Origin of the sequence: [Roseibacterium] beibuensis (assembly GCF_039542305.1) — a bacterium.
GTDB lineage: Bacteria > Pseudomonadota > Alphaproteobacteria > Rhodobacterales > Rhodobacteraceae > Roseibacterium > Roseibacterium beibuensis.
Map to the genome: position 1 here is coordinate 289,281 of NZ_BAABHW010000003.1, position 22,996 is coordinate 312,276.

14 protein-coding genes and 1 riboswitch are annotated in these 22,996 nt (G+C 66.5%); of the genes, 5 read left to right on the forward strand and 9 right to left on the reverse strand.

The window, feature by feature from the left end; translation table 11 throughout:
• Positions 1–20: 20 nt before the first annotated feature.
• The 6 genes from ABD923_RS12835 to ABD923_RS12860 all read right to left on the reverse strand — a co-directional run bounded on the left by ABD923_RS12835 (position 21) and on the right by ABD923_RS12860 (position 9,100).
• Positions 21–665, reverse strand: a complete 645-nt coding sequence (locus ABD923_RS12835; protein WP_259548475.1) for an adenosylcobinamide amidohydrolase — start codon at positions 663–665, stop codon at positions 21–23.
• Positions 662–1,420 (reverse strand): ABC transporter ATP-binding protein, encoded by a 759-nt coding sequence (locus tag ABD923_RS12840; protein WP_259548474.1) that lies wholly within the window; start codon positions 1,418–1,420, stop codon positions 662–664. Before ABD923_RS12840 ends, ABD923_RS12835 begins: the two co-directional genes overlap by 4 nt.
• Positions 1,417–2,406 (reverse strand): FecCD family ABC transporter permease, encoded by a 990-nt coding sequence (locus tag ABD923_RS12845; RefSeq protein WP_259548472.1) that lies wholly within the window; start codon positions 2,404–2,406, stop codon positions 1,417–1,419. Before ABD923_RS12845 ends, ABD923_RS12840 begins: the two co-directional genes overlap by 4 nt.
• Positions 2,403–3,200, reverse strand: coding sequence for an ABC transporter substrate-binding protein (locus tag ABD923_RS12850; RefSeq protein WP_259548470.1), 798 nt, complete (start codon positions 3,198–3,200; stop codon positions 2,403–2,405). Before ABD923_RS12850 ends, ABD923_RS12845 begins: the two co-directional genes overlap by 4 nt.
• Positions 3,201–3,231: 31 nt before the next feature.
• On the reverse strand, positions 3,232–5,055 hold the full coding sequence (locus tag ABD923_RS12855) for a TonB-dependent receptor plug domain-containing protein (RefSeq protein ID WP_259548469.1): 1,824 nt from the start codon (positions 5,053–5,055) through the stop codon (positions 3,232–3,234).
• A gap of 140 nt (positions 5,056–5,195) precedes the next feature.
• Positions 5,196–5,387: riboswitch (cobalamin riboswitch) on the reverse strand.
• A gap of 143 nt (positions 5,388–5,530) precedes the next feature.
• The gene (locus tag ABD923_RS12860; protein WP_259548467.1) at positions 5,531–9,100 is read right to left on the reverse strand and encodes a hydantoinase B/oxoprolinase family protein; all 3,570 of its coding nucleotides are present in this window, start codon (positions 9,098–9,100) and stop codon (positions 5,531–5,533) included.
• A 75-nt stretch (positions 9,101–9,175) separates the two neighbouring features.
• Here ABD923_RS12860 and ABD923_RS12865 point away from each other — a divergent pair, with 75 nt between their 5' ends.
• Positions 9,176–9,985: an alpha/beta hydrolase gene (locus tag ABD923_RS12865; protein ID WP_259548466.1), complete on the forward strand. Its 810-nt coding sequence runs from the start codon at positions 9,176–9,178 to the stop codon at positions 9,983–9,985.
• Here the strand turns inward: ABD923_RS12865 and ABD923_RS12870 are convergent.
• On the reverse strand, positions 9,976–10,410 hold the full coding sequence (locus ABD923_RS12870; RefSeq protein ID WP_259548465.1) for a MarR family winged helix-turn-helix transcriptional regulator: 435 nt from the start codon (positions 10,408–10,410) through the stop codon (positions 9,976–9,978). The genes ABD923_RS12865 and ABD923_RS12870 overlap by 10 nt on opposite strands.
• A 347-nt stretch (positions 10,411–10,757) precedes the next feature.
• Between ABD923_RS12870 and ABD923_RS12875 the strand changes: the two genes are divergently transcribed.
• The 4 genes from ABD923_RS12875 (at position 10,758) to ABD923_RS12890 (ending at position 15,472) form a co-directional block, all read left to right on the forward strand.
• Positions 10,758–11,912 carry a phosphoserine transaminase gene (locus ABD923_RS12875; RefSeq protein WP_259548464.1) on the forward strand — a complete coding sequence of 385 codons (1,155 nt, stop codon included), beginning with the start codon at positions 10,758–10,760 and terminating at the stop codon, positions 11,910–11,912.
• A 131-nt stretch (positions 11,913–12,043) separates the two neighbouring features.
• The gene (serA, locus tag ABD923_RS12880; protein WP_259548460.1) at positions 12,044–13,639 is read left to right on the forward strand and encodes a phosphoglycerate dehydrogenase; all 1,596 of its coding nucleotides are present in this window, start codon (positions 12,044–12,046) and stop codon (positions 13,637–13,639) included.
• Positions 13,640–13,762: 123 nt separating this feature from the next.
• A complete protein-coding gene (locus tag ABD923_RS12885) occupies positions 13,763–14,212 on the forward strand; it encodes a MarR family winged helix-turn-helix transcriptional regulator (RefSeq protein ID WP_259548459.1) in 450 nt (149 codons plus the stop codon).
• Positions 14,213–14,296: 84 nt separating this feature from the next.
• Complete coding sequence (locus tag ABD923_RS12890) at positions 14,297–15,472, forward strand: acetyl-CoA C-acyltransferase family protein (RefSeq protein ID WP_259548458.1); 1,176 nt, start codon at positions 14,297–14,299, stop codon at positions 15,470–15,472.
• A gap of 12 nt (positions 15,473–15,484) precedes the next feature.
• On the opposite strand, the gene pbpC is transcribed toward ABD923_RS12890, so the two are convergent.
• The gene (gene pbpC / locus ABD923_RS12895) at positions 15,485–17,536 is read right to left on the reverse strand and encodes a penicillin-binding protein 1C (protein WP_259548457.1); all 2,052 of its coding nucleotides are present in this window, start codon (positions 17,534–17,536) and stop codon (positions 15,485–15,487) included.
• On the reverse strand, positions 17,533–22,962 hold the full coding sequence (locus tag ABD923_RS12900; RefSeq protein ID WP_259548455.1) for an alpha-2-macroglobulin family protein: 5,430 nt from the start codon (positions 22,960–22,962) through the stop codon (positions 17,533–17,535). Before ABD923_RS12900 ends, pbpC begins: the two co-directional genes overlap by 4 nt.
• Between the last annotated feature and the right edge of the window lie 34 nt (positions 22,963–22,996).

Below are 22,996 nucleotides of genomic sequence, written 5' to 3' on the forward strand. Positions count from 1 at the left end.
CTCCCCGTCGCAAAATGCCATCACACGTCCCTCGTTTCCATCCACTCGCGCGTGCCCTTGGCCACAGCGTTGTAAACCGAGCGGCCCAGGGCTTCGCCCACATCGGTGTGAAGCCCGGCATAGGCGGTGGACCCGCCGGGGCAGCCAAGCACGATGCAATCGGTCCCGGTGCCTGTCGCGCGCCCTGTTGGCAGGTCGGGGCCATGTGTGATTACAGCGGCGGTCCGCGCCTCGGCCGCGATGGTCATCGCTTCGATCATGGCCGTGTCCGACAAGGGGGCATCCGTGACGGCCAACAGATTGATGGTGCCATAGGCCACGGCCAGCGCGGGCAGGCGATGCCCCACGCGCTCGGCATTGGTAAGGCCAACCGTTGCAAGGCAAGAGGCCGAAATTCGACCCGAAACCGCGAATTCGAGATGGTTCTGGCCGATATTGCGAGAGGTCAGCATCCCGATAGCGTCCTCATCCCCGCGCGCACTCATCTCGTGGCCGAGCCAGGAAATCGCGTCGAACTCGCGCGTCAGGTCCGCGTTACGGACCTCGCGCCAAAGGACGCGACTGGCCGAGACGAACCCCGGTCGGTGCGGCGCAAAGCTGAGCAGGCGCAGCGGTTGGCCCAGATCGGCGATCAGCCAGGGACGGTCAAGCGTGACGGCGATCATCGCATCACCTCGAGCGGCTGGAAGATCATACCATTGGGGCCGTCCTGAACATGGGCCGAGATGCCGAAAACGTCGTGCAGGTTGCCCGGCGTCAGGACGGTCGCAGGCGCCCCATCGGCCACGATCCGGCCCTGGTGCATCATGATCAGCCGCGTGCAATGCCGCGCGGCCAAGCCCAGATCGTGCAGGGAGACGAGAACCGATTTGCCCTGCGCCGCGATGCTGCGGAACAGGGTCAGCGTGGCGATCTGGTGGCCGGGGTCCAGCCCGGCGATCGGCTCGTCCGCGAGGATCAGGGGGCAGTCCTGCGCCAGCGTCCGTGCGATCAACACGCGGGCCTGCTCGCCGCCCGACAGGTCGGTTGCGGCGCGTTCCTCGAACCCTGTCAGGCCCATATCGGCGATGGCGCGCCGAACCGCGTCGTGATCAGCCTCGCCCGGTTTCTGACCGCCCGACAGGTAGGGCACGCGCCCCAGCATCACCAGCGTCTCGACCGCCACGGGCCAAGCGATTTCGCGCGCCTGCGGCATCCAGGCGGCGGCCTTGGCGCGGTCGCGCGGTGTCATTCGGGCAAGCGAGGAACTGCCCTTGAATGGCAAAAGCCCCAAGGCCGCCCGCAGAAGGGTCGTCTTGCCCGCGCCGTTTGGCCCGATCAGGCCGACGACCTCGCCCTTGTCGATGGTCAGGCTGGCCGTGTCGACCACGGGGCAAGACCCGCGCATCACCGTCAGGTTCTCGAGCGACAGGAGGGTCATGCCATCGCCCTCCGGGTCTTGTAGATCAGGTGCAGGAACAGCGGCGCCCCCACGATGGCCATCAGGACCCCCAGCTTGAGGTCGCGGTCTGGCAGAACCAGCCGCACCGCGATATCGGCCGCCAGAACCATCGCCGCCCCGCCCAGGGCCGAGGCCCAAAGCAGCCGGCCCGGGCGCGCGCCCACGAAGGGCCGCAGGATGTGCGGCACGACAAGCCCGACGAACCCGATGGCCCCGGCCACGGCGGTGGCCGCGCCGACGCTGGCCGCCGTGCCCAGCACCACCGACAGGCGCAATAGCCGCAGGTCAATGCCCATCGCCTGCGCGGCGTCCTCGCCCAGCGTCAGCGCCTCCAGGCCCCGGCCCGTCAGCGACAGGAGCAGCCAGCCCACGGCCATGAACGGCAGCGCGATCCAGACATGCGCAAAGGAGCGATCCGACAGCGACCCGAGCATCCAGAACACCGTTTCACTGACCGCGAAAGGGTTGGGTGACAGGTTCAGCGCAAGCGAGGTCAACGCCCCCGCAAGGGCCGAAATCGCGATGCCGGCCAGGATCAGCGTGATTGACCCGCCGCGCGGGCCGGCCAGCAGCAGGATCAGCATCACCGCGATCAAGGCCCCGATCAGGGCCGCCAGCGGCAAGGCAAGGGCGAAGAGCGTGGCAAACCCCGTTTGCAGCGCGATCACCGCGCCCAGCGCCGCCGACCCCGATACGCCGATCAGGCCCGGTTCCGCCAAAGGGTTGCGCAGGTAGCCTTGCAAGGCCGCACCCGACAGGCCCAGCGATACGCCGACCATGACGGCGAGGATGGCGCGGGGCAGGCGGATTTCCCGCATCACCAGCGTGACCGCATCGCCCTGTCCGCCGACCAGGGCCCTCAGCGAATCGCCAAGGCCGAACCCCGCCGGCCCGATCAGAAGCGAGAGGGTGAACAGCACGAGGACCAGCGCCACGAGACCGGGCATGAGGAGCCGCCGGGTCATCGCGCGGCCTCCATCTCGGTCCGCAGGCGGGTCAGGTTTTCGAGGGCATTGATGACATGGGGCGTGCCGCAGACCCAATCCGGCCCGCTGACCGTGCCTCGGCCGGCCGCGATCACCGCTTGCAGCGCGGGGTGGCGCAAGATCTCTTCCGACCGCGAGGCGCCCGCATAGGGCGTGCTGCCGATCACCAGTTCCGGCGCGGCCATGGCAAGCAATTCCAGCGCCAGCCGCCCCGATGCGCTGCGCCCCAGTTCTTCGGCGATATGGGTGAATCCGGCTGTTGTGAGGATGTCGTGCGACAGCGTCCCGGTGCCAAGCGTATAGCCGTTGGGAAAGTAGAAGGCCGCGCGGGGGCCGGTCGCGGCATGCGTCAGCCGCGCAAGATCCGTCTCGAACGCGGCAATCAGGGTCTCTGCCCGGGTTTCGCGGCCAAGAAGCGCCCCGACCTCGCGCAGGCGATCCGGCACGTCGACAAGGCGCTGCGTGATCGCGATCTGTTCCACTCGCACCCCGAGGCGGCGCAGCATGCCCACGGTCGCCGGGTCGGAATAGACGCCGGCCAGGACGAGGTCGGGGTCGAGCAGGTAGATCTCTTCCGCGCTACCGAAGTTGATGTCGTAGGCCGCCGCTTCCTCGGCCATGGGGGAGGTCAGCGGATCGACCGCGACCTGGCTGACCGAGATCAACTGCCCCGGCGCGGCCAGCATCATCGCCAGTTGATCCGTGCACAGGTTCATCGACACGACCCGGGTGGGGGCGTCCGCCCATGCCGATGTAGCGGCGGCGAGGGTCATCCCCGCCGCCACCGCAAGGCGCTTCAAACGATCAGAAGCGCGAGCGCAGGCCAATGTAGAACGCCCTGTCGCTGGTGCCGTAGCCGATTGCCGTCTGGTACTCCTCGTCGAAGACGTTCTCGATCCTCAGGAAGGCCTCCGTGGTGTCGTTGACCGCGTAGCTGAAGGTTGTGTCGACAACGGCATAATCGGGAACGTCAACCGGCGTTCGTTCGTAGTTGGGTGCAGGAAAGACGACGTCTTGCCTGTCAAACTCGAATTGAGCGGTCGTCGCCCAGGTAACACGCTCTGCAATTGCTGCATTGAGACCAAGCACGAGGTTATGGCGCGGCACACGCGGCAGACGATTGCCGGCCCGGTCCTCGGCGTCCGTGTAGGTATAGTTCGCAAAAGCCGACAGGGTGTCGCTCAGCATGTAGTTGGCGGTGAGTTCGTAGCCCTGCGTGGTGCTGGTGCCGGCTACTTGGTTGTAGCCGCCGCCTGAGAAACTGATCAGGTCGTCGATCTCGGTGTAGAAAACGGTCGCGCTAAGGTTCAGGTCGCCGAACGCCTGTTCGATGCCCAATTCGATGCTGCGGCTCTGCTCGGGTTCGAGGTTCGGGTTGCCGTAGAATCCGGAATACAGCTCGTAGAGCGACGGCGCGCGGAAGCCCGATGCAATCGACCCGCGCAAAACAGTGCCTTCTGCCGGGCGCCATGCGCCGGCAAGACGACCAGTGGTTTGTCCGCCGAAAATCGAATGATCGTCATAGCGCAGCGAAGCCGAGAGGTCGAAACCGCTACCCAGTGCCGCGACATATTCGGCAAAGACCGCGGCGGTATCCACGCCGCCGGAATCGGAATCGGCGTCGAACTCTTCCTCGGTCAGATCAAGGCCGAACGTCAGCGTATCGGCCGTGCGTAGGTTGGCGGTGCCGAGATATGAGTATGTCATGCGCTCGCCGAGATAGTCTTCGGTGAAGCCGCCGGGGTAATAACGCTCGGTGCGCGATCCGCTGATGGACAGCTCGTGTTCTATACCGAAGGCGTCAAAATTGGCGTAGGCGCGCAGGCCGGAGCGCTCGCCTTCCTGTTCATCGGCGGTATCGATGGAATCGTCGATCTCGGTAAAGCTGTCGATGTAGAAGGCGCTGAACCCGATGGTCAGAGCCTCGGTGGTCTCAAATTCACCCGCAAGAATGAGGGTGGTGGACTGGTGGCCGTCCTCTTCGGTGTTGCCGTCATTTTCGTCGGCGGCCGAGAAACCCTCTGTCGTCAGTTCCGTGGCGGAGAAGGACAGCGTTCCGCGCTCGAACCGAGTGCCAACGCCGAAATTCAACAGGTAGGTCTCGTAGCTGCCGGCTTCGACGCCGACCGTGACCTCGGTGCCCGGTTCGTCAGGGGCCAAGTCGGAGGTGATGTTCACCACGCCGCCGATGGCTTCGGACCCGTAGATGGAGCCTTGCGAGCCGCGCAGGATTTCGACACGCGTTGCCCCGGTGCCCAGAAGGCTGCCGAAGTCGAACCCGGTCTGGGAGGAGGACGGATCGGTGATATCTATCCCGTTCAGGTAAACGGGTATGTAGGACGTCCCGAGACCACGAATGCGCAGTGTGGTGCTCGACCCGACCGGGCCATTCTGGCTGACTGTGAGGCCGGGCACGGTCGCCAGCGTGTTCGATAGTTGGATATCGCCGGGATAGCGCAATTCTTCGGTCGTCAGCACATCGACCGATACGCCGGTGCGATCCTCTTCGATCTCGGTCAGGCCCGCCGAGAAGATAACCTCATCCAGTTGGAAAAAGGCGTCCTGCGCCAAGGCCGGGTTGCCGGCAACGAGTGCGGAGATGGCGGTCAAAGCCAATCGTTTCGTCATGTATGTCCCTCCTTCGATACCGGTATGGCGGCATTCGGACTCGTTGGTGTATGTCATCGGAGGGGTTCGTCCCTCCGCAGACGGTGCAAATGCGTCACCACTACGGAAGGGTCCGTTGCCCATGGCGCCACCCGCGCCCGGACAGGGTGATCACTTCGGCAGGTCTCCTGACTTCGCGGGTCGTTGCGTGAAACGGGCCTTCCCGGGATGTCCCAGTGGCATGTGCCGTCCACACTCGCCGCTTACAGTTGCGGGGGCAGTCGCGGGATTACACCGCGTTCCCTATTACCCGAACGGTTTGCGCCGTCCGGACCGAAGCGAGTCCCCGGATACGCGCGCCGGGGCATTCAAGCAAGGGTTGAACGCGGCACTTCGGTTCCCGAAACCGAAATGTCACAGGTTTCTGACAGGACTCGCCGGGCGTCCTGTCAGACGATCCTGACCGTGCCGCGCCCTGGAAGGCCGTGTTTTCGGGTCACTTGGGCTGGCCCCAGCCACCGCCACCGGGGGTCAGCATCTCGATCGCATCGCCGATGCCCAGCGCGACTTCGGCATTTCCGGCAAGGCGCTCGCGCGTGCCATCGGCCCGGAGAACCCAGTTTTCCCCGATAGCCCCCTCGCCACCGCCCGCGCGCCCCGGAACAGGCACCTCCCGGTGCGAACAGAGCGTCGTGATCGTCATGGGGTCGAGGAAGCGCAGCACCCGGTGCATCCCCTCTCCACCGCTCCATGCGCCGATGCCGCCCGATCCGCTGCGATGGGCCATGCGCTCAACCCTCACAGGGAAGCGGGTTTCCAGGATCTCTGGATCGGTTGCACGCGTATTCGTCATGTGGACCTGCACGCAGGAGGCGCCATCAAACCCCGGCCCGGCGCCCGCGCCGCCCGCGATGGTTTCGTAATTCTGGATGCGGTCATTGCCCCAGATGAAATTGTTCATGGTCCCCTGGCTGCCCGCGATCACGTCCAGCGCGCCATAGAGGCATTCGGTGATCGCCTGGCTGACCTCGGTGTTGCCCGCGATGACGGCGGCGGGGTGGACCGGGTTGATCATGCTCCCCTCGGGCAGGATGATCTCCAGCGGTTTAAGGCACCCTTCGTTCAACGGGATCTCGCGCCCGACCAGCGTGCGGAAGACATAGAGCACCGCCGCTGTCGCGATGGCCTTGGGGGCGTTGTAGTTGTTGCGATGCTGCGGCGAGGTGCCGGTGAAGTCGATCACCGCGCGGCCTGCCGCCTGATCGACGCGGATATCGACCTTGATCTCGCTGCCATCGTCCAGCGGGTAGGTGCAGGCCCCGTCCTTCAGCGACCCGATCACGCGGCGCACGCTGGCCTCGGCATTGTCCTGCACGTGGCGCATATAGGCCAGAACAGTGTCTAACCCGAAGGTTTCGACCATGTTCTGCACCTCGCGGATGCCGGTCGCGTTGGCGGCCACCTGCGCCTCCAGATCGGCCATGTTCTGGCCGATGTTGCGGCAGGGATAGCGGCCCGAGGCCAGCAGCGCCCGTGTCTCGGCCTCGCGCAGGCGCCCGTTTTCCACCAGTTTGAAATTGTCGATGACGACGCCTTCCTCCTCGATCCGGGTCGAGTCGGGCGGGGCGGATCCGGGGGTCTTGCCGCCGATATCGGCATGGTGGCCCCGGCTGCCGACCCAGAAGACGATCTTTTGCCCGGCCCTGTCGAAAACGGGTGTGATCACGGTCACATCCGGCAGGTGCGTGCCGCCGTTGAAGGGCGCGTTCAGCATATACGCGTCGCCCTCGGCGATCTGTCCGGCGTTCAGGCGCGCGACGGTGCGCACCGCCTCGGACATGGAGCCAAGATGCACCGGCACATGCGGGGCGTTCGCCACAAGGTTGCCATCGGAATCGAACAGCGCGCAGGAGAAGTCGAGCCGTTCCTTGATGTTCACCGAATAGGCCGTGTTTTGCAGTGTCGCGCCCATCTGCTCGGCGATGTTCATGAAAAGGTTGTTGAAAACCTCCAGCATCACCGGGTCGGCCTCGGTCCCAAGGGCATGTTCGGTCGCCTTCGCTTCTGTTCGTTCCAGCAAGAGGTTGCCCAGCTCATCGACCCGCGCCTGCCAGCCCGGTTCGATCATGTTGGTGCCGGTCGCCTCGGTGATCACGGAAGGTCCGGCCACCGTTGTGTCGACAGGCAGGTCGTCTCGGGCGTAAAGGGGCGTGTCATGCTGCGCCCCGGAGAGGTGGACAGAGAGCATATCGCGCGGTGCAGGGTCTTTTTCTGTGGTCGGCAAAGGGGCGTCGGGCGCATCGGTCGACCCGATGGCCTCCACCTCCAGCATTTCGAAGACAAGGTCCCGTTCTGGCGCGGCAAACCCATACCGCGCGCGATGCGCGTCTTCGAAGGCGGCCCGCAAATCGTCGGCACTGCCAAAAGGGACGGCCAGGGCCTGGTGCGAGCCGGCATAGCGCAGATGGGCGCGTCTCTCGATCCGGATGCGGTCGGCCCCGATGCCCTGTTCCGACACCTCGGCGCGGGCTTGGTCCGCCATCTCGGAAAGTCTCTGTTCCGCCTGTGCGAACCGATCCAGGCCTTCATCGAACTGCGCTTCGCGCAGCGCGCGGATATCGGCCAAGCCCATCCCATAGGCCGACAGGACCCCGGCATAGGGATGGAGCATGACAGTCGTCATGCCCAGCGCATCCGCGACGAGGCAGGCATGTTGCCCGCCCGCGCCGCCGAAACTCGCCAGCGCGTATTTCGTCACGTCATAGCCGCGCTGCACGCTGATCTTCTTGATCGCGTTGGCCATGTTCTCGACCGCGATGCGCAGGAACCCCTCGGCGACCTCTTCGGGAGATCGGCCATCTCCGATGTCCTCGGCCAGGGCCGCGAACTTCTCGCGTACGATATCGGCATCCAGCGGCTGATCCGCATTCGGCCCGAACACGGCGGGAAAGTGGCGGGGCGACAGTTTGCCCAGCATCACGTTGCAATCGGTCACGGTCAGGGGCCCGCCGCGCCGGTAGCAGGCCGGGCCGGGGTCGGCGCCCGCGCTTTCGGGACCCACCTGCAAGCGCCCGTCGCGGTAAGACAGGATCGATCCGCCCCCGGCCGCGACCGTGTGGATATGCATCATCGGCGCGCGCATCCGCACGCCCGCGACCTCGGTTTCGAAGCTGCGCTCGTACTCGCCTGCGAAATGGCACACGTCGGTCGAGGTGCCGCCCATGTCGAAGCCGATCAGCTTGTCGAACCCTGCCGCCTGCCCGGTGCGCACCATGCCGACAACGCCGCCCGCGGGCCCCGAGAGGATCGCGTCGCGCCCCTGGAACAGCCGCGCATCGGTCAGCCCGCCATTCGATTGCATGAAGAACAGGTGCTCGCAGCCGCCCCGCCCGAGGTCCAGCGCATCGGCTACCTGGTCGACATAGCGCCGCAGGATCGGTGAGAGATAGGCATCGACCACCGCCGTATCGCCGCGCCCGACCAGCTTGATCAGGCGGCTGGCCTCGTGGCTGGGCGTGACCTGGGTGAACCCCACCTCGCGGGCGATCTCGGCGGCGCGGACCTCGTGCGCAGGGTTCAGGTAGGAATGCATGAAGGCGATGGCGACGGCGCGGATGCCATCGTCATAGGCCTTGGTCAGCGCCGCGCGCACGGCGTCTTCGTCCAGGGGGGTCAGCACCCCGCCCTCGGCATCCAGCCGTTCGGGCACCTCGGTCCCCTGCTCATAAAGCAGCGACGGCAACTGGATGTTCAGATCGAACAGGCGTGGTCGCGCCTGCGTGCCGATGCGCAGCAGGTCCCGAAACCCCTCTGTGATCAGCAGCAGAACGCGCGCGCCCTTGCGCTCCAGCAGGGCATTGGTGGCGACGGTCGTGCCCATCTTGACCGCCTCGATCGGGGCGTCGGACCCCTCCATCAGGCGGCGGACCCCTTCGACGGCGGCATCGGCATAGTGCTCGGGGTTCTCGCTGAGGAGTTTGGTCGTCACCAGCGTGCCATCGGGTCGCCGTCCGACCAGGTCGGTAAAGGTGCCGCCACGATCGACCCAGAATTGCCACTTGCCCATGATGCGCTCCGTTTGCCTGCGTCTTGCTAGCAAACCGCCCTCGGGCTAGCCAGATGCCAGAGTGAGGATCACAGCATGCAGATCACCGATTGGGACGATGCCTATCAGAACGGGGCCTACATCCCCGGGGCCGATGACTTGGTCGCGGGGTGGGCTACCCGCGCGGCAGCCTTCCGCGCCAAGCATTTTGAGGAGGTGCTGAATTACGGGTCCGGCGACCGCCAGTTCCTCGACCTGTATCGACCCGAAACCGCAGCACAGGGTCTGTGCGTAATCGTCCACGGCGGCTATTGGCACAAGTTCGAAGGCCGCGCCTTTGCCCATCTCGCCGCCGGGCCGCAGGCCGCTGGTTATGCCGTGGCGAACGTCACCTACACGCTCGCCCCCGAGGCCCGGATTTCCGAGATCACGCAAGAGATTGCCCATGCCGTCATCGCGGCGGCCAAGGCCGTTCCCGATGGCCCCATTTTCCTGACCGGTCACTCCGCCGGCGGGCATCTGGTCAGCCGCATGGGGTGTCCGGGGGTGCTGCCCGACCCGGTCGCGGACCGGATTGCGCATATCCTGTCGATCTCTGGGGTGCATGACCTTCGCCCCCTGCTGCGCACGGCGATGAACGACACACTCCGCCTCGATGCCGAGGAGGCCGCAGCAGAAAGTCCCGCCCTGTTGACCCCGCGCCCGGGCCTGCGCCTGACCTGCGCGGTCGGGTCCGAGGAACGGCCCGAGTTCCTACGCCAGAACGATCTTCTGGCGAATATCTGGACGGGGATGGGCGTCGACACGCAGGCGGTGCATCTGCCCGGTGACAATCACTTCACCATCATCGCCGGGCTGGAATCACCCGACGGGACACTGACCAGGTTGCTGTTGGATCAGAGCTGATCGTAAAGGCCGCTGATGGCGGTCTTGAGTTGCGCGCGATCTTCCGGGCCGAGCGAATCGAGCATGTTGCTTTCCGCAGCGCGCGCCAGGATGCGCAGGCGATTCACCTCGTCCGAGCCCTTGTCCGACAATTTCACGACCAGGCGCCGCCGATCCTCCGTGTCGCGGATAACCGAGATCATCTGCAACTCTTCCAAACGGCGCTGGGCGCGGCTGACCCGCGCGGCATCCATCGCCGTCAGGATGCACAGATCCTGGGACGAGCAGGGCTGGTTCGACGGCAGCGCCATCATGATCCGCCATTCGGGCACTTGTAGACCTGCATCTTCCATGACTTGCTGGAACACGCGGCCAGAGATGACGGACATCTGGAATGGCAGGTACTCGCAGAGATCGAAAAGCAGGAATTGGGCTTGATCCTTCACGCCGCAATCCTTTCATTCGCGAGGAATTCAATCTTAAGTTTAAGTCGGCTTAATCTACTCGCGCAAGTTTATTGTCAATTCCGATGGGCAAGACGCTGCGTGAAGCGTTGATCGCGCTGCCAGATCTGCCTGTTTTGCTGAGCTGACGAAACCCATGAAATCAGGGTGTTACCCTTCGTTTGCGCAAAACACCTTGCGCTTCGGCGTTTCATTCTCAGTCGCCAGATCGCCCGGTTGCGACGCTTTGGTCACATTTTCCGGCTTGTCGGTCCTGTCGGTCCCCCGTATGTGCGGCGGCGGGACACCCCTCCCCAACGAGGGGCGTATATCTGAGAGGGTATCAGATCATGACTATCGACCAACCGGCCACGCGGCCGGCCAATCCGCGTTTTTCTTCTGGCCCCTGTGCCAAACCCCCCGTTTTTTCCCTCGATAAACTGTCTGGCGCCGCGCTGGGCCGGTCGCACCGGGCCAAGATCGGCAAGGACAAGCTGAAAGCCGCGATCGAAACGACGCGCGAGGTTCTCGGCGTGCCCGCCGATTATCGCATCGGCATCGTGCCCGCCTCGGACACCGGCGCGGTCGAGATGGCCATGTGGTCGCTGCTGGGCGCGCGCCCCGCGACGATGGTTGCCTGGGAAAGCTTTGGCGCGGGCTGGGTCACCGACGCTGTCAAACAGCTCAAGATCGAGGCCGAGGTGAAGACCGCCGAGTACGGCCAGATCGTCGATTTCGCCGAGGTCGATTTCAACACCGACGTCGTCTTCACCTGGAACGGCACCACTTCGGGCGTTCGCGTCCCGAATGGCGACCTGATCCCGGCCGACCGTGAGGGCCTGACGATCTGCGACGCGACCTCTGCCGCGTTCGCGCAGGACCTGCCCTGGGACAAGCTGGATGTGACGACCTTCTCCTGGCAGAAGGTAATGGGCGGCGAAGCGGCGCACGGCATGCTGATCCTCAGCCCCCGCGCGGTCGAGCGTCTGGAAAACTACACCCCCGCATGGCCCCTGCCCAAGATTTTCCGCCTGACCAAGCGCGGCAAGCTGATCGAAGGCATCTTCGTGGGCGAGACGATCAACACCCCCTCCATGCTGGCGGTCGAGGACTACCTGCTGGCGCTGGACTGGGCGCAGGCCATCGGCGGCCTGCCTACCCTGATGGCGCGGGCCGATGCCAACGCGCAGGCCATCTTCGATTTCTGCGCCGAGCGCGACTGGATCGACAACCTTGCCGAGGATCCGGCGACGCGGTCGAACACGTCGGTCTGCCTCAAGTTCACCGATGACCGGATCACCGATGGCGCCGCTTTTGCCAAGGCCGTCGCCAAGCGGCTGGAGGCCGAGGGCGTGGCGCTGGATATCGGCGCCTATCGCGATGCCCCCGCCGGTCTGCGGATCTGGTGCGGTGCGACGGTGGAAACCGCCGATATCGAGGCGATGCTGCCTTGGCTCGACTGGGCTTTCCACGCCGAGATCGACGCGCAGGCCCAGGCCGCCTGAAAGATCTGATCGCGCCCTCCAACGAGGCAGGATTTTCCCGAAAATCCTGCCGGGCCGAAAATCCTTCGTGAAGGATTTTCGCGCCGGGTGGCGCCGTCTTTCCCGATTTTCAAACGACAGGACCCATCACCATGGCCCCCAAAGTGCTCGTGAGCGACAAGCTCTCTGAAACCGCCGTGCAGATTTTCCGCGATCGCGGCATCGACGTGACCTTCGACCCCTCCATCGGAAAGGACAAGGACAAGCTCCTTGAAGTCATTGGAGATTATGATGGTCTGGCGATCCGGTCGGCCACCAAGGTGACCGAAAAGATCATCGCCGCCGCCCCGAACCTCAAGGTGGTCGGCCGGGCCGGGATCGGCGTGGACAATGTCGATATCCACGAGGCGTCGAAGAAGGGCATCATCGTGATGAACACGCCCTTCGGCAACTCCATCACCACCGCCGAACACGCCATCGCGATGATGTTCGCCGTGGCCCGCCAGATCCCCGAGGCCAACGCCTCGACCCATGCCGGAAAGTGGGAAAAATCCCGCTTCATGGGCGTGGAACTGACCGGCAAGACCCTTGGTGTCATCGGGGCCGGCAACATCGGCTCCATCGTCTGCAACCGGGCGCTTGGGCTGAAGATGAAGGTCATGGCCTACGACCCCTTCCTGTCCGAGGAACGCGCCAAGTCCATGGGCGTGACCAAGGTCGAGCTCGACGAATTGCTGGCCCGCGCCGATTTCATCACGATGCACGTACCCTTCACCGAGAAGACGGCGAATATCCTGTCGGAAGAGAACCTCAAGAAGACCAAGAAAGGCGTGCGCATCGTCAACTGCGCCCGTGGTGGTCTGGTCGACGAAGCGGCGCTGGCGCAGCTGATCAAGGACGGTCACGTCGCGGGTGCGGCCTTTGACGTGTTCAAGGAAGAACCCGCCACCGAGAACCCGCTGTTCAACCTGCCCAATGTCGTGGTCACACCGCATCTTGGCGCCGCCACCACCGAGGCGCAGGAAAACGTCGCCCTCCAGGTGGCCGAGCAGATGTCGGACTACCTTCTGACCGGGGCCGTCACGAACGCGCTGAACATGCCGTCGGTTACGGCCGAGGAAGCCGCGATCATGGGCCCCTGGGTCAAGCTGGCCGAGCACCTGGGCGCCTTTGTCGGCCAACTGACCGAAGAGGCGATCGAGGAAATCGAGATCACCTATAACGGCCTGGTCAAGGACATGAACCTGCAGGCGTTGAACTGCGCTGCCATCGCGGGCTTGATGAAGCCGTCCAACCCGGGCGTGAACATGGTGTCCGCGCCGGTGATCGCCCGCGAGCGCGGGATCGAGATTTCGACCACCACGCAGGACAAGACCGGCGTGTTCGACGGCTATATCCGCCTGCATGTGAAAACGGCCGTCAAGGATCGTTCGATTGCGGGTACGGTGTTCTCCGATGGCAAGCCGCGCTTCATCCAGATCAAGGGCATCAACATCGATGCCGAGATCGGCGAGCACATGCTTTACACGACCAACAAGGACGTGCCGGGCATCATCGGGACCCTGGGCCGGACGCTGGGCGAGAACAGCGTGAACATCGCGAATTTCACGCTCGGCCGGTCGGGCGCGGGTGAGGAGGCCATCGCGCTTCTCTACCTCGACGAACAGCCACCTGAGCCGGCCCTGGTCGCGCTGCGCGAAACCGGCATGTTCCAGCAGATCCGCCCGCTACAATTCGACGCCGCCTGAGCCGGACATTGCAGCATAAAGGGCGTCCGGCCTTCCGCCGGGCGCCCTTCTCCTGAACTCCACCTTGCCAAATTCATCGTTTTACGTAAGACAGTTGCAGTTTGCAAAGAGTAGTCATGTGCCATGTCCCTGTCGTTTCGCCTCGACGATTACCTTCCCTACCGCCTTGCCGTTCTGGCTGGTCGGATCAGCCGCGAATATGCTGATAGGTGCCGGTCCAAATACGGGCTGAGCCGGTCCGAGTGGCGGGTGCTCGCGCATCTCAACGAGGAAGCATCGGTCTCCGTCCGCGAGATCCACCGGCGTGTCGACATGGACAAGTCCAAGGTCTCGCGCGCAGCTGCCCGGCTTGAGGCCGCCCGCCTTGTCACCAAGACGGTCAGTCAGTCCGACCGCCGCCTGGTCGAGCTGAAGCTGACCGACGAAGGCAAGTCCATCTTCCACGCTCTTGCGCAGCAGGCGCATGTCTTTGAACGCGAGTTGAAGTCGCGTCTGGGCCCCGATGCCGACGCGTTCCTCGCCGGGCTGGAACGCCTGATGGAGCACGATCCCGACGGGGACGACGCTGCATAAAACGCAACGTCGCTCTTTACCCTCGCCTTGCCGTTTGGCTTAACCAGAGCCAACGTGACTTACCTGAGACGGGGGAGGGATCTCATGGACGATATCGTCATTCTATCCGGTGCGCGGACCGCCATCGGCACTTTTGGCGGCTCGCTTGCGGGCGTGGCGCCGATCGACCTGGGCACGGTCGCCACGAAGGCCGCGCTGGAGCGTGCGGGAGTCGAGGGCGGCCAGATCGGCCACGTCACCTTCGGCCATGTCATCAACACCGAGCCGCGCGACATGTATCTCAGCCGTGTCGCCGCGATGCAGGCGGGCATCCCCGACACGACGCCCGCGATGAACGTGAACCGTCTATGCGGGTCGGGTGCGCAGGCCATCGTCTCGGTCATTCAGTCGCTGGCCATGGGCGATGCCGCGTTCGGCCTTGCCGGCGGCGCCGAAAGCATGAGCCGCGCCCCCTACATCATGCCCGATGCCCGCTGGGGCCAGAAGATGGGCGATGTGGGCGCGAAAGACATGATGCTGGGCGCGCTGAACTGCCCCTTCGGCACCGGCCACATGGGCGTGACCGCCGAGAATGTCGCCAAGGAGCACGAGATCACCCGCGAAGCGCAGGATGCCTTTGCCTTGGAAAGTCAGCAGCGTGCGGCCAAGGCCATCGCCGAAGGCCGGTTCAAGGACCAGATCGTGCCGGTCCAGGTGAAGGTGAAACGCGATCTTGTGCCTTTTGACACGGATGAACACCCCAAGGCTACGACGGCCGAGGCGCTGGCCGGTCTGCGCACCGTCTTCCAGAAGGACGGCACGGTGACGGCGGGCAATGCCTCGGGCATCAATGACGGCGCGGCGGCGCTGGTTCTGGCCCGCGCGGATGCGGCGGAAAAGGCGGGCCTGACGCCGCGCGCCCGCGTGATCGGCTATGCCCATGCCGGGGTGCGCCCCGAGGTCATGGGGATCGGCCCGGTTCCCGCGGTCGAGAACCTGCTGGCGAGGACCGGCCTTTCCATCACAGATTTCGACGTCATCGAGTCGAACGAGGCCTTCGCCGCGCAGGCGCTGGCGGTGAATAAGGGCCTCGGCCTCGACCCGGCCAAGGTGAACCCGAATGGCGGGGCCATCGCGCTGGGGCACCCTGTGGGTGCGACGGGCGCGATCATCACCGTCAAGGCGCTTTACGAGTTGGAGCGTATCGGTGGCTCCAAGGCGCTGATCACCATGTGCATCGGCGGCGGGCAGGGCATCGCGCTCGCCATCGAGCGTATCTGAGCCTGGCCTTAACTAGGGCGCCGCGATCTCGATCGCGCGGCGTCCGGCGCGGCCCTCCGCGTCGATCACCATCAATTCGCCAAAGCCCAGGCCGGGCCGGTCGAGGGCGAACTCGCGGTCATGCAGGCCTGAGGCGACGGGCGCGCCATTCCACAGCCATGTGAAGGGGGGCGTTCCATCGGCCACGCGCGCGGTGACGGGCAGGTCGGGTTGCCAGGCCAAAACGGCGCCCTCCGGGGGAAAGGCGATCTCGGGGCCGTCAGCCTCGGGCACGGCGGCATGGGCGGGTGTGAACCGGCGCAACGGCGCCGGAAGCTGCCCGTGCGAAAGGGTCAATGCCCCCTCGGGCGCACCGGCGCGCGGGGCCAGATCGCCGTCGATCCGCGCGAAGGCCTCGAACAGAAGCGGTGCCGAAAGGTCCGCGCCGAACGCCCCGGGAACCGAGGCGCCATCGGCCCGCCCCATCCAGATCCCCACCACGTGCCGCCCGTCGAACCCGAAGGCCCAGGCGTCGCGATGCCCGTAGCTGGTGCCGGTCTTGAAGGCCAGGCCGTTGCGCGGGGCGCTCGCCGGGGGCGGGACATCGCCCAGCACGTCGCCAAGATACCATGACGCGACGGGGCCGATCACGCGCTGCCCCTCGGTGGCCGTATCGCCCTGCCGCCAGTGCCAGGGCACCTCGACACCGCCGCGCGCGATGGCCGCGTAAAGGCGCATCAGGTCTTCCATCCGCGTGCCGATCCCCCCCAGGGCGATGGCCAGACCAGGCTCCTCTCCCACGGGCAATTCGATCTCCATCCCGGCGCGGCGCATGGCGGCCAGCATCTGCGCTGGCCCGATCTCGTGCAGGAGGGTCACGGCGGGGATGTTCAGCGACAATTGCAGCGCCTCGGCGGCCGAAACCTCGCCCCGGAACGCGTTGTCGAAATTCCGGGGCGCGTAGCCGCCGAAATCGATAGGCCGATCCGAGATCAGGCTTTCGGGGTGCAGCAGCCCCTCGTCGAAGGCCAGCCCGTAGATCAGCGGCTTCAACGTCGAACCGGGCGAGCGCACGGCGGTTGTCATGTCGACGAAGCCCTCGCGCGTCACATCCGTGTAGTCGGGCGACCCGACCGAGGCCAACAGCGCCCCGGTTCGGTGGTCCATCACCATGATCGCCGCGCTCATGCGCGGGCCGCGCCCCTCGATGGCCCGCAGGGCAAGGTCCTCCATCCGGGCCTGTAGCCCGGCATCGAGGGTCAGGCGATGGGTGCCTTGCGTGGGCCGCTCGGCGACGGCGCGGTCGGCCAGATGCGCGGCGAGGGCGGGGAAGGGGCGGCGCTCGGTCGGGATGGCTTCTTCACGCGCCCAGGCGATCTCGGCTTCGGTCAGCGAGGTGAAGCGCACGGCGCGGTCCAGCACCCGGTCGCGTGCGATGCGGGCATTCTCGGGGAAGCGATCGGGGCGTCGGGACGCGGGCGCTTGCGGCAGGGCCACCAGCAGCGCCGATTGTGCGGCCGTCAGGCGGTTGGGTTCGACCCCGAACCATGTCAGCGTCGCGGCGCGGATCCCCTCGATATTCCCGCCATAGGGGGCGAGGTGGAAATAGAGCGTCAGGATCTCTTCCTTCGACAGCACCCGCTCCAGGGCCAAGGCGAGACGGATCTGCCGGATCTTGCCGTCCAGCGCCCCGGTGCCTGAGTCCTCCAACAGGCGCGCCACCTGCATGGTCAGGGTCGATCCCCCCGAAACGATCCGCCCCGAGGTCACGGCCTGCCACGCCGCGCGGCCAAAGGCCCGCAGATCGACGCCGGAATGGCTCCAGAACCGCCGATCTTCGTAGGCGATCAGCATCTCGACGAAATCGCGGTCCACCGCGCCATAGCTGACCGGCAGGCGCCAGCGCCCGTCCTCGACCGTATAGGCGCGCAGCAGGCGGTTGTCGCGGTCCAGCACCTCGACCCCGGTTTCCAGCACCAGCGGCGGGATCTCGGTGGCGTCGATCCAGCGATCCAGCCACCACGCGCCCGCACCCGCCGCCAGTAGCAGCGCGACCAGAAGCGTGGTGATGACCCGTTTGATCATTCGCTTGCGATCACGACCCGGCCCGAGGCGGTCTGCGCGCGGTATTGCGGGCGGTACATATCCTCGACGCTGGCCGCGGGGTGGTGGAAGTCCCCGGGGGTGACCGCCCGCACGATGTACGCCAGGCGGAACTGGCCGGCATCGCCGCGCCTGTCGACGGCGGCAAGGAAGCGGTCCTGCCGGAACTCTGCCATCTCGGTCCCAAGGAACAGGTCCAGCCCCTGCACTGCGGCAAGGTCGCCCGATTGCAGAAGGTTCGGGTTGTCGATCTCGAAGCCTGCCGGTAGCGGATCGTTCACGATCAAGCGGCCTTCACGGGTGCCGCTGGTTGGCGTCACCGTCAGGATCGCGACCATGCGGGTGCCTTGCGCGACCTGCGCCGGGTCAACCGGCTGACCCTCCAGCGTCAGGTAGCTGCGGGTGATGCGGAACGCGTTGCCGAAGGCTTCGGTCGCGCCCTCGGGCACGCCGAAGCGCGTGATCGTCAGAACTTCGTCGCGCGCGCCCGCGTTTTCGAGGGTGCGGGCGGCATCGCCAGCCTGCATCACTTCGACCAGCGGGCCGTTCACCACCTCGCCGTCGATGCGCAGGCCACCGGCGCTCGGGTCGTCGATCAGCGCATGGGCGGCCAGCAGGCTCCACACCGCCTCTTGCGTTGAAACGGGCCGGTTTACGGTGGCCAGAGACTCCGACAGGGCAGGGAAGGGCACGGCTTCGGACCCGGACGCCGCCGCCAGTGCCAGAAGGCCCGCGGCATCGCGCCGGTCGCTGCCGTAATCGGCGCGCCAGAACTGGCCTTCGCCCTCGCGTTCAAGCTCCTGCAACAGGGCATAGCCCGCGCGGAACATCGTATCGGCGCGCGGCTGGTCGCCATACATCGCCAGCGCCGCCCCCAACTGACCCAAGGCCAGCGGCGTGGCAACGCTGTCGGCCTTCACGTCGGCATAATAGCGCAAGTCGCCCATGCTGGCCTGCCCCTCGCGCGCCAGAACCATCAGCGCATAGGCAAGGCCCTGCCCACCCTCCTCGAAATCGGGATGGGCGGCGACCTGGTTGGCGAGGGTGTCGAGCGCGGATTGAAACGCCTGCGCCGGAACGCGGTGCCCCTGCGCCCGCGCGCGGCTGAGGAAATCGGTCACATAGGCATCGAGCCACAGGTCACCCGACCCGGCGCGCCACAATCCGAACCCGCCATTCGCCGACTGGTTGGTCAAAACCTGCCCGATGGCATCGTCGATCCGCAGCCCGAGGTCTTCGGCCGTGCCAAGGTCCAGCGCCTCGGCGACCGAGGACAGGTAGAGCAGCGGCAGCGCCCCGCTCGTCACCTGCTCGGTACAGCCGTAGGGATAGCGGTCCAGCATGGTCAGAAGGCCCGCCGCGTCGAACCGCGCCAGCGGTCCGGCCGCAACCGTCACCCGCCCCACGCCTTCGCGGAAACCGGTGAAGGCGGCGGCATCCAGAAGGAAGCTCTGGCCGGGCGAAAGGGTGACACGGCTGGTTTCCGCGACCTCTGGGTCGTTCACCTGCACGGGCAGCACCAAATCTTGCATCAATTCGATACCATCCGGCGTGGTCAGCGCGACGCGGATCTCCTGAACGCCGGTCGCTCCGGTGGCTTCGATCGGAAGGGACAGGCGCTGCGTTTCGCCCTCACCCAAGGTCACTGCATCCGGCACTTCGCCAATCCGCACGCCGTTATCCGTCTCGATGGCCAGTTGCATCTCGCCCGTCGCGCCCTCGGCATGGGTCAGTTCCAGCAGCATCCGCGCGCTGTCGCCGGGGGCGAGGAATCGCGGCAGGCTGGCCTGCACCACCACGGGGTCGCGCAGGATGACATCCGCCTCGGCCTGCCCCACGCCCGTCTCGGACCAGGCCACGGCCATCAGCCGGACGGTGCCGTTGAAGGCGGGCATGTCGAAGCTGGCGCGCGCCAGGCCATCCGCGCCCACCGTCAGCGGGCCGGAAAACTCGGCCACCAACTCCTGCGTGGGCGGCGGGGCCTGCATCCGCAGGCCAGCGCCCGCGTCACCACCTTGCCGGATGCGCCCCTCGGCGCCGTCGCGGCTGTCGATCAGGCGGCCATAGACGTCGCGGATCTCCATACCCAACCGCCGTTGGCCGAAATAGTGGCCTTGCGGATCGGGGCTGTCGAAGCCGGTCAGATTCAGGATCCCCAGGTCGACCGCCGCGATGGTGGCATGGACGGTTTCGCCCTCGACCGCACCGTCTACGCGCAGCGCGACCTCGAGCGGCTGGCGTGGGCGGGCCTCCTCGGGCGTCTCCAGCGTGACGTCCAAGGCGCGTGCGCCGGGATCGACGGCGGCATGGACCAGACCCATGGCGCGCGTCGGCACCGGGCCAGAGACCGCGCCGATGGGCCGGATCAGAGAGGCGGTGACATAGGCCCCGGCCCCCCAGTCCTCGGTCACGGGCAAGGTCACCTCGGTCGGGTCGTCGCCCAGTTCGACGATCTGCATGTCGATCAGCCGGTTCGACATGACCTGCACCAGCGCCACGCCGCCCTGCCGCGGCACGATGCGCAGCGTCGCGGTGTCGCCAGCGCCGTATCTTTCGGCATCGAGCGACACCTCGAGGACATCGGGCGTGTCGGTGGCCCCCTCGGCCCCGTACCAGCCCGCGTCGAAACCAACCGACGTGACGGCATAGGCGCTGGCATCGCTTTCCACGCGCAACTCGTAACTGCCCCAATCGACGGGCAGGGTCAGGCGCTCGGGCGTGTCGCCAAGCGTGGTTTCGCCCGTCGCGATCCGGCTGCGCGTGGTGATCGGCTCCCACGTCCAGTTGCCGTTCTGGCGATACCATTGGTAGCGCCGCTCGACCCGGTTCAGGACCCAGCGGACGGGCAGGGCGTCGGCGCCGGTCGCGATCAGGTCGAATTCGGCCTCGGCCTCCTCGGGCAGGGTCGTGTCGAATAGCGGCCGGATCCCGATCATCGCCGTGTCGGGCAGGACCACGCGCGTCAGGCTCCGTTCGACTGGACGCCCGGAGGCTTCGGCAACTTGCGCGGTGACCGTCAGGCGCGCGGGCTGCGGGGCCCCCGACAGCGACGGGATCGGGATGCGCAGGGCGGCCGACCCGTCATCGCCCGTCGCGGTGGCGGAGAGCGTCGGGAACTCGGCATTGGGCTGGTCGTCGTGACGCCCGAAGAGGTAGCCGGGAAAGTCCTCGGTGCGGCGGGTGGGGCGCAAGGCGGCGCGCCCCGTGACCTCGAGGTCGCTGGCGGGCGCGCCGAACAGGTAATCGGCCTGTACGGACAGGCGCGGCCGGTCGCCCGGGGTGAATGGCCCCTCGTCCATGCCGAGGGCGACGTCGATCCGCTCGGGCAGGAAATCCTCGACCAGCACGCTGGTGGAGGAGAGCGGCGCATCATCCGGGTCGGCATGCACGGACAGGCGCCACGTCCCGCGCGGCACGTCCGCGCCCAGATCGAAATCGAAGACATAGCCCCCGCCGCCGACCTCTTCGATCAACTGGCGGGCATATTCCACGCCATCCGCCCGGTTCAGGATCGCGGTCAGCGGCAGGTCCGTCACCGCCCCGGCCCGGCCGTCGCGCGCCAGCGCGGTCGCATGGATCGCCTCGCCCGCGCGGTAAGCGCCACGCTCGGTCGTCAGGAAAAGGTCGATCGCGCCGGCGGGTTCGCGCCCCTCGACGCCGCGGTCGCTCAGGTCGAACTCGGCCTCGCGCAGGCTGAGGAAGGCGAAATCGCTTTCCCCGTCGCGCAGGCTGACCATGGCCGGTGCTGCGCCCGCCTCTCCGCGGGCCAGCCCGGCGTCGAAATGGGCATAACCCTCGGCATCGGTCGTGACCTCGCCCAGCACCCGGTTCGAGGCCGACACCAGCGAGACGGACACGCCCGCGCGCGGGCCTGCCGTTTCCAGCGACCGCACGATCACATGCACCCCGTCCGCCCCGCGCAGGGTGGTGACGCCAAGGTCGCTGACAAGGAACCACTGCGTCGCGCTGTCCGAGCGCGTCCCCGCACCGCCGACAGAGGCCTCCAGCGCGTAAAGACCCGGTTCGCGCCCGTCCAGCACCTCCCCGATGGGCAGGCGCGTGGTAACCGAGCGGTTCTGCTCCATCGCGACCTCGGCCTCGCCTTGCCAGATCTCTTCCCCGATCTCCTCGGCGAAGCGAGTCAGTTCCCAATCGGCCAGCGGACGCCCGAAATACTGGGTCTGCAAGGTGCGCAGGATGTTGCGGTCCGAGACGTGGTAAAGCCGCAGGTCGACGAGATCGGTGTTCACCGCGACCAGCGGGATGGTGCCTCCCGCACTGGCCGGCAGGATATAGGCGCGGCCGGCGAAACGGACGCTCGGCTGCCGGTCGCGCACGTATTGGCGCAAGGTCACCGGCGCGCGCAGCACCTCGCCCGACGCGGCGGGAAGGCCCGCGCGCAGGGTGAATTCATAGCGCGAGCCGTGGCTGACGCCGGTGATGCAGAACTGCCGGTCCTCGGCCTCGACGGCCAATCCGTCCTCGGTCGTTTGCAGGAAGTCATCAAACAGTACGCCGCCCGGTGCCAGCGGTTCCGAGAAGATGGCGCAGATGCGCGGAAACTCGGCCTCGGCCTCGACCCGCGTGTCGGTGACGCGGAACCCGTAAAGCCCAAGGACGCGGTCCAGCGCCTCTTCCCGCGCGGGGGTGGGTGCCTCAGTGATGGCAAGGCGCAGGGCCGGGATGGCGTCGCGCCCGCGCCCCTGCTTTTCCAGCGAGTGTGCAAGAATCGTCGCTGCGCGGGCCAGGGCCTCACCGGGGGCGGCGCGCAGCGCGGCATTGGTGGCGGCGCGCAGGGCCGCGCGGCGATATTCCCGCTGGCGGCTGGGATCCTCCGTTTCGATGGCCAGAAGAAGCCGCGCGTAATCGGTCCAGTCCTCGGCAAGGTCCCCGCGCGTGATCCCGGCGCCCATCAGGCGCATCGCGCCGACGAGGTTGCCATCCGCCTCTTCACGCTGCGACACGTCGCGCCAGTCGTTGGCGGGAAACGCCCCGCCGCAATGCGCCCGCGCCATGGCCAGCGCCTGGTCGCGGGCAAGCTCGAAATCGCTTTCCCGCAGGAAGCCAAGCTGCCCGATCCGGTCCTCCAACCGCGCCAGAACGCCCGCATCTGTGGGACGGAATACCCCCGAGAACGCGCCAGCGTAGTCTGCGCTCTCTCCCGCAGCCGATTTCGGAAAGCAGCTGTCGTTGCGGCTGTTGAAGGTGAAGGCGGCGCACTCGGGATCGGCGCGGCAGGCGGCTGAACAGGCCTCCAGCGTCGTGTCGAACAGCGGGCGAAGGTCGTTTCCGGGCAGATCGACATCGCGCGCAATCGACAGGTAGCGGTCGGGGACGACCTCTTGGGCGGTGGCGGAAAGCGGCGCGATCAGCCCCGCACCAAACAGCAGGGCAACAAGGGCTCGCATGGGATCCTCGCGGGAAACGCAATCAAATAAGGCT

Excerpts from the sequence above, each read along its gene's own strand:
- ABD923_RS12890 (WP_259548458.1), top strand. The coding sequence starts at position 14,297 with ATGGACGATATCGTCATTCTATCCGGTGCGCGGACCGCCATCGGCACT.
- ABD923_RS12845 (WP_259548472.1), bottom strand. The coding sequence starts at position 2,406 with ATGACCCGGCGGCTCCTCATGCCCGGTCTCGTGGCGCTGGTCCTCGTG.
- ABD923_RS12840 (WP_259548474.1), bottom strand. The coding sequence starts at position 1,420 with ATGACCCTCCTGTCGCTCGAGAACCTGACGGTGATGCGCGGGTCTTGC.
- ABD923_RS12885 (WP_259548459.1), top strand. The coding sequence starts at position 13,763 with ATGTCCCTGTCGTTTCGCCTCGACGATTACCTTCCCTACCGCCTTGCC.
- pbpC (WP_259548457.1), bottom strand. The coding sequence starts at position 17,536 with ATGATCAAACGGGTCATCACCACGCTTCTGGTCGCGCTGCTACTGGCG.
- ABD923_RS12855 (WP_259548469.1), bottom strand. The coding sequence starts at position 5,055 with ATGACGAAACGATTGGCTTTGACCGCCATCTCCGCACTCGTTGCCGGC.
- ABD923_RS12900 (WP_259548455.1), bottom strand. The coding sequence starts at position 22,962 with ATGCGAGCCCTTGTTGCCCTGCTGTTTGGTGCGGGGCTGATCGCGCCG.
- ABD923_RS12860 (WP_259548467.1), bottom strand. The coding sequence starts at position 9,100 with ATGGGCAAGTGGCAATTCTGGGTCGATCGTGGCGGCACCTTTACCGAC.
- ABD923_RS12875 (WP_259548464.1), top strand. The coding sequence starts at position 10,758 with ATGACTATCGACCAACCGGCCACGCGGCCGGCCAATCCGCGTTTTTCT.
- serA (WP_259548460.1), top strand. The coding sequence starts at position 12,044 with ATGGCCCCCAAAGTGCTCGTGAGCGACAAGCTCTCTGAAACCGCCGTG.
- ABD923_RS12835 (WP_259548475.1), bottom strand. The coding sequence starts at position 665 with ATGATCGCCGTCACGCTTGACCGTCCCTGGCTGATCGCCGATCTGGGC.
- ABD923_RS12850 (WP_259548470.1), bottom strand. The coding sequence starts at position 3,200 with ATGACCCTCGCCGCCGCTACATCGGCATGGGCGGACGCCCCCACCCGG.
- ABD923_RS12865 (WP_259548466.1), top strand. The coding sequence starts at position 9,176 with ATGCAGATCACCGATTGGGACGATGCCTATCAGAACGGGGCCTACATC.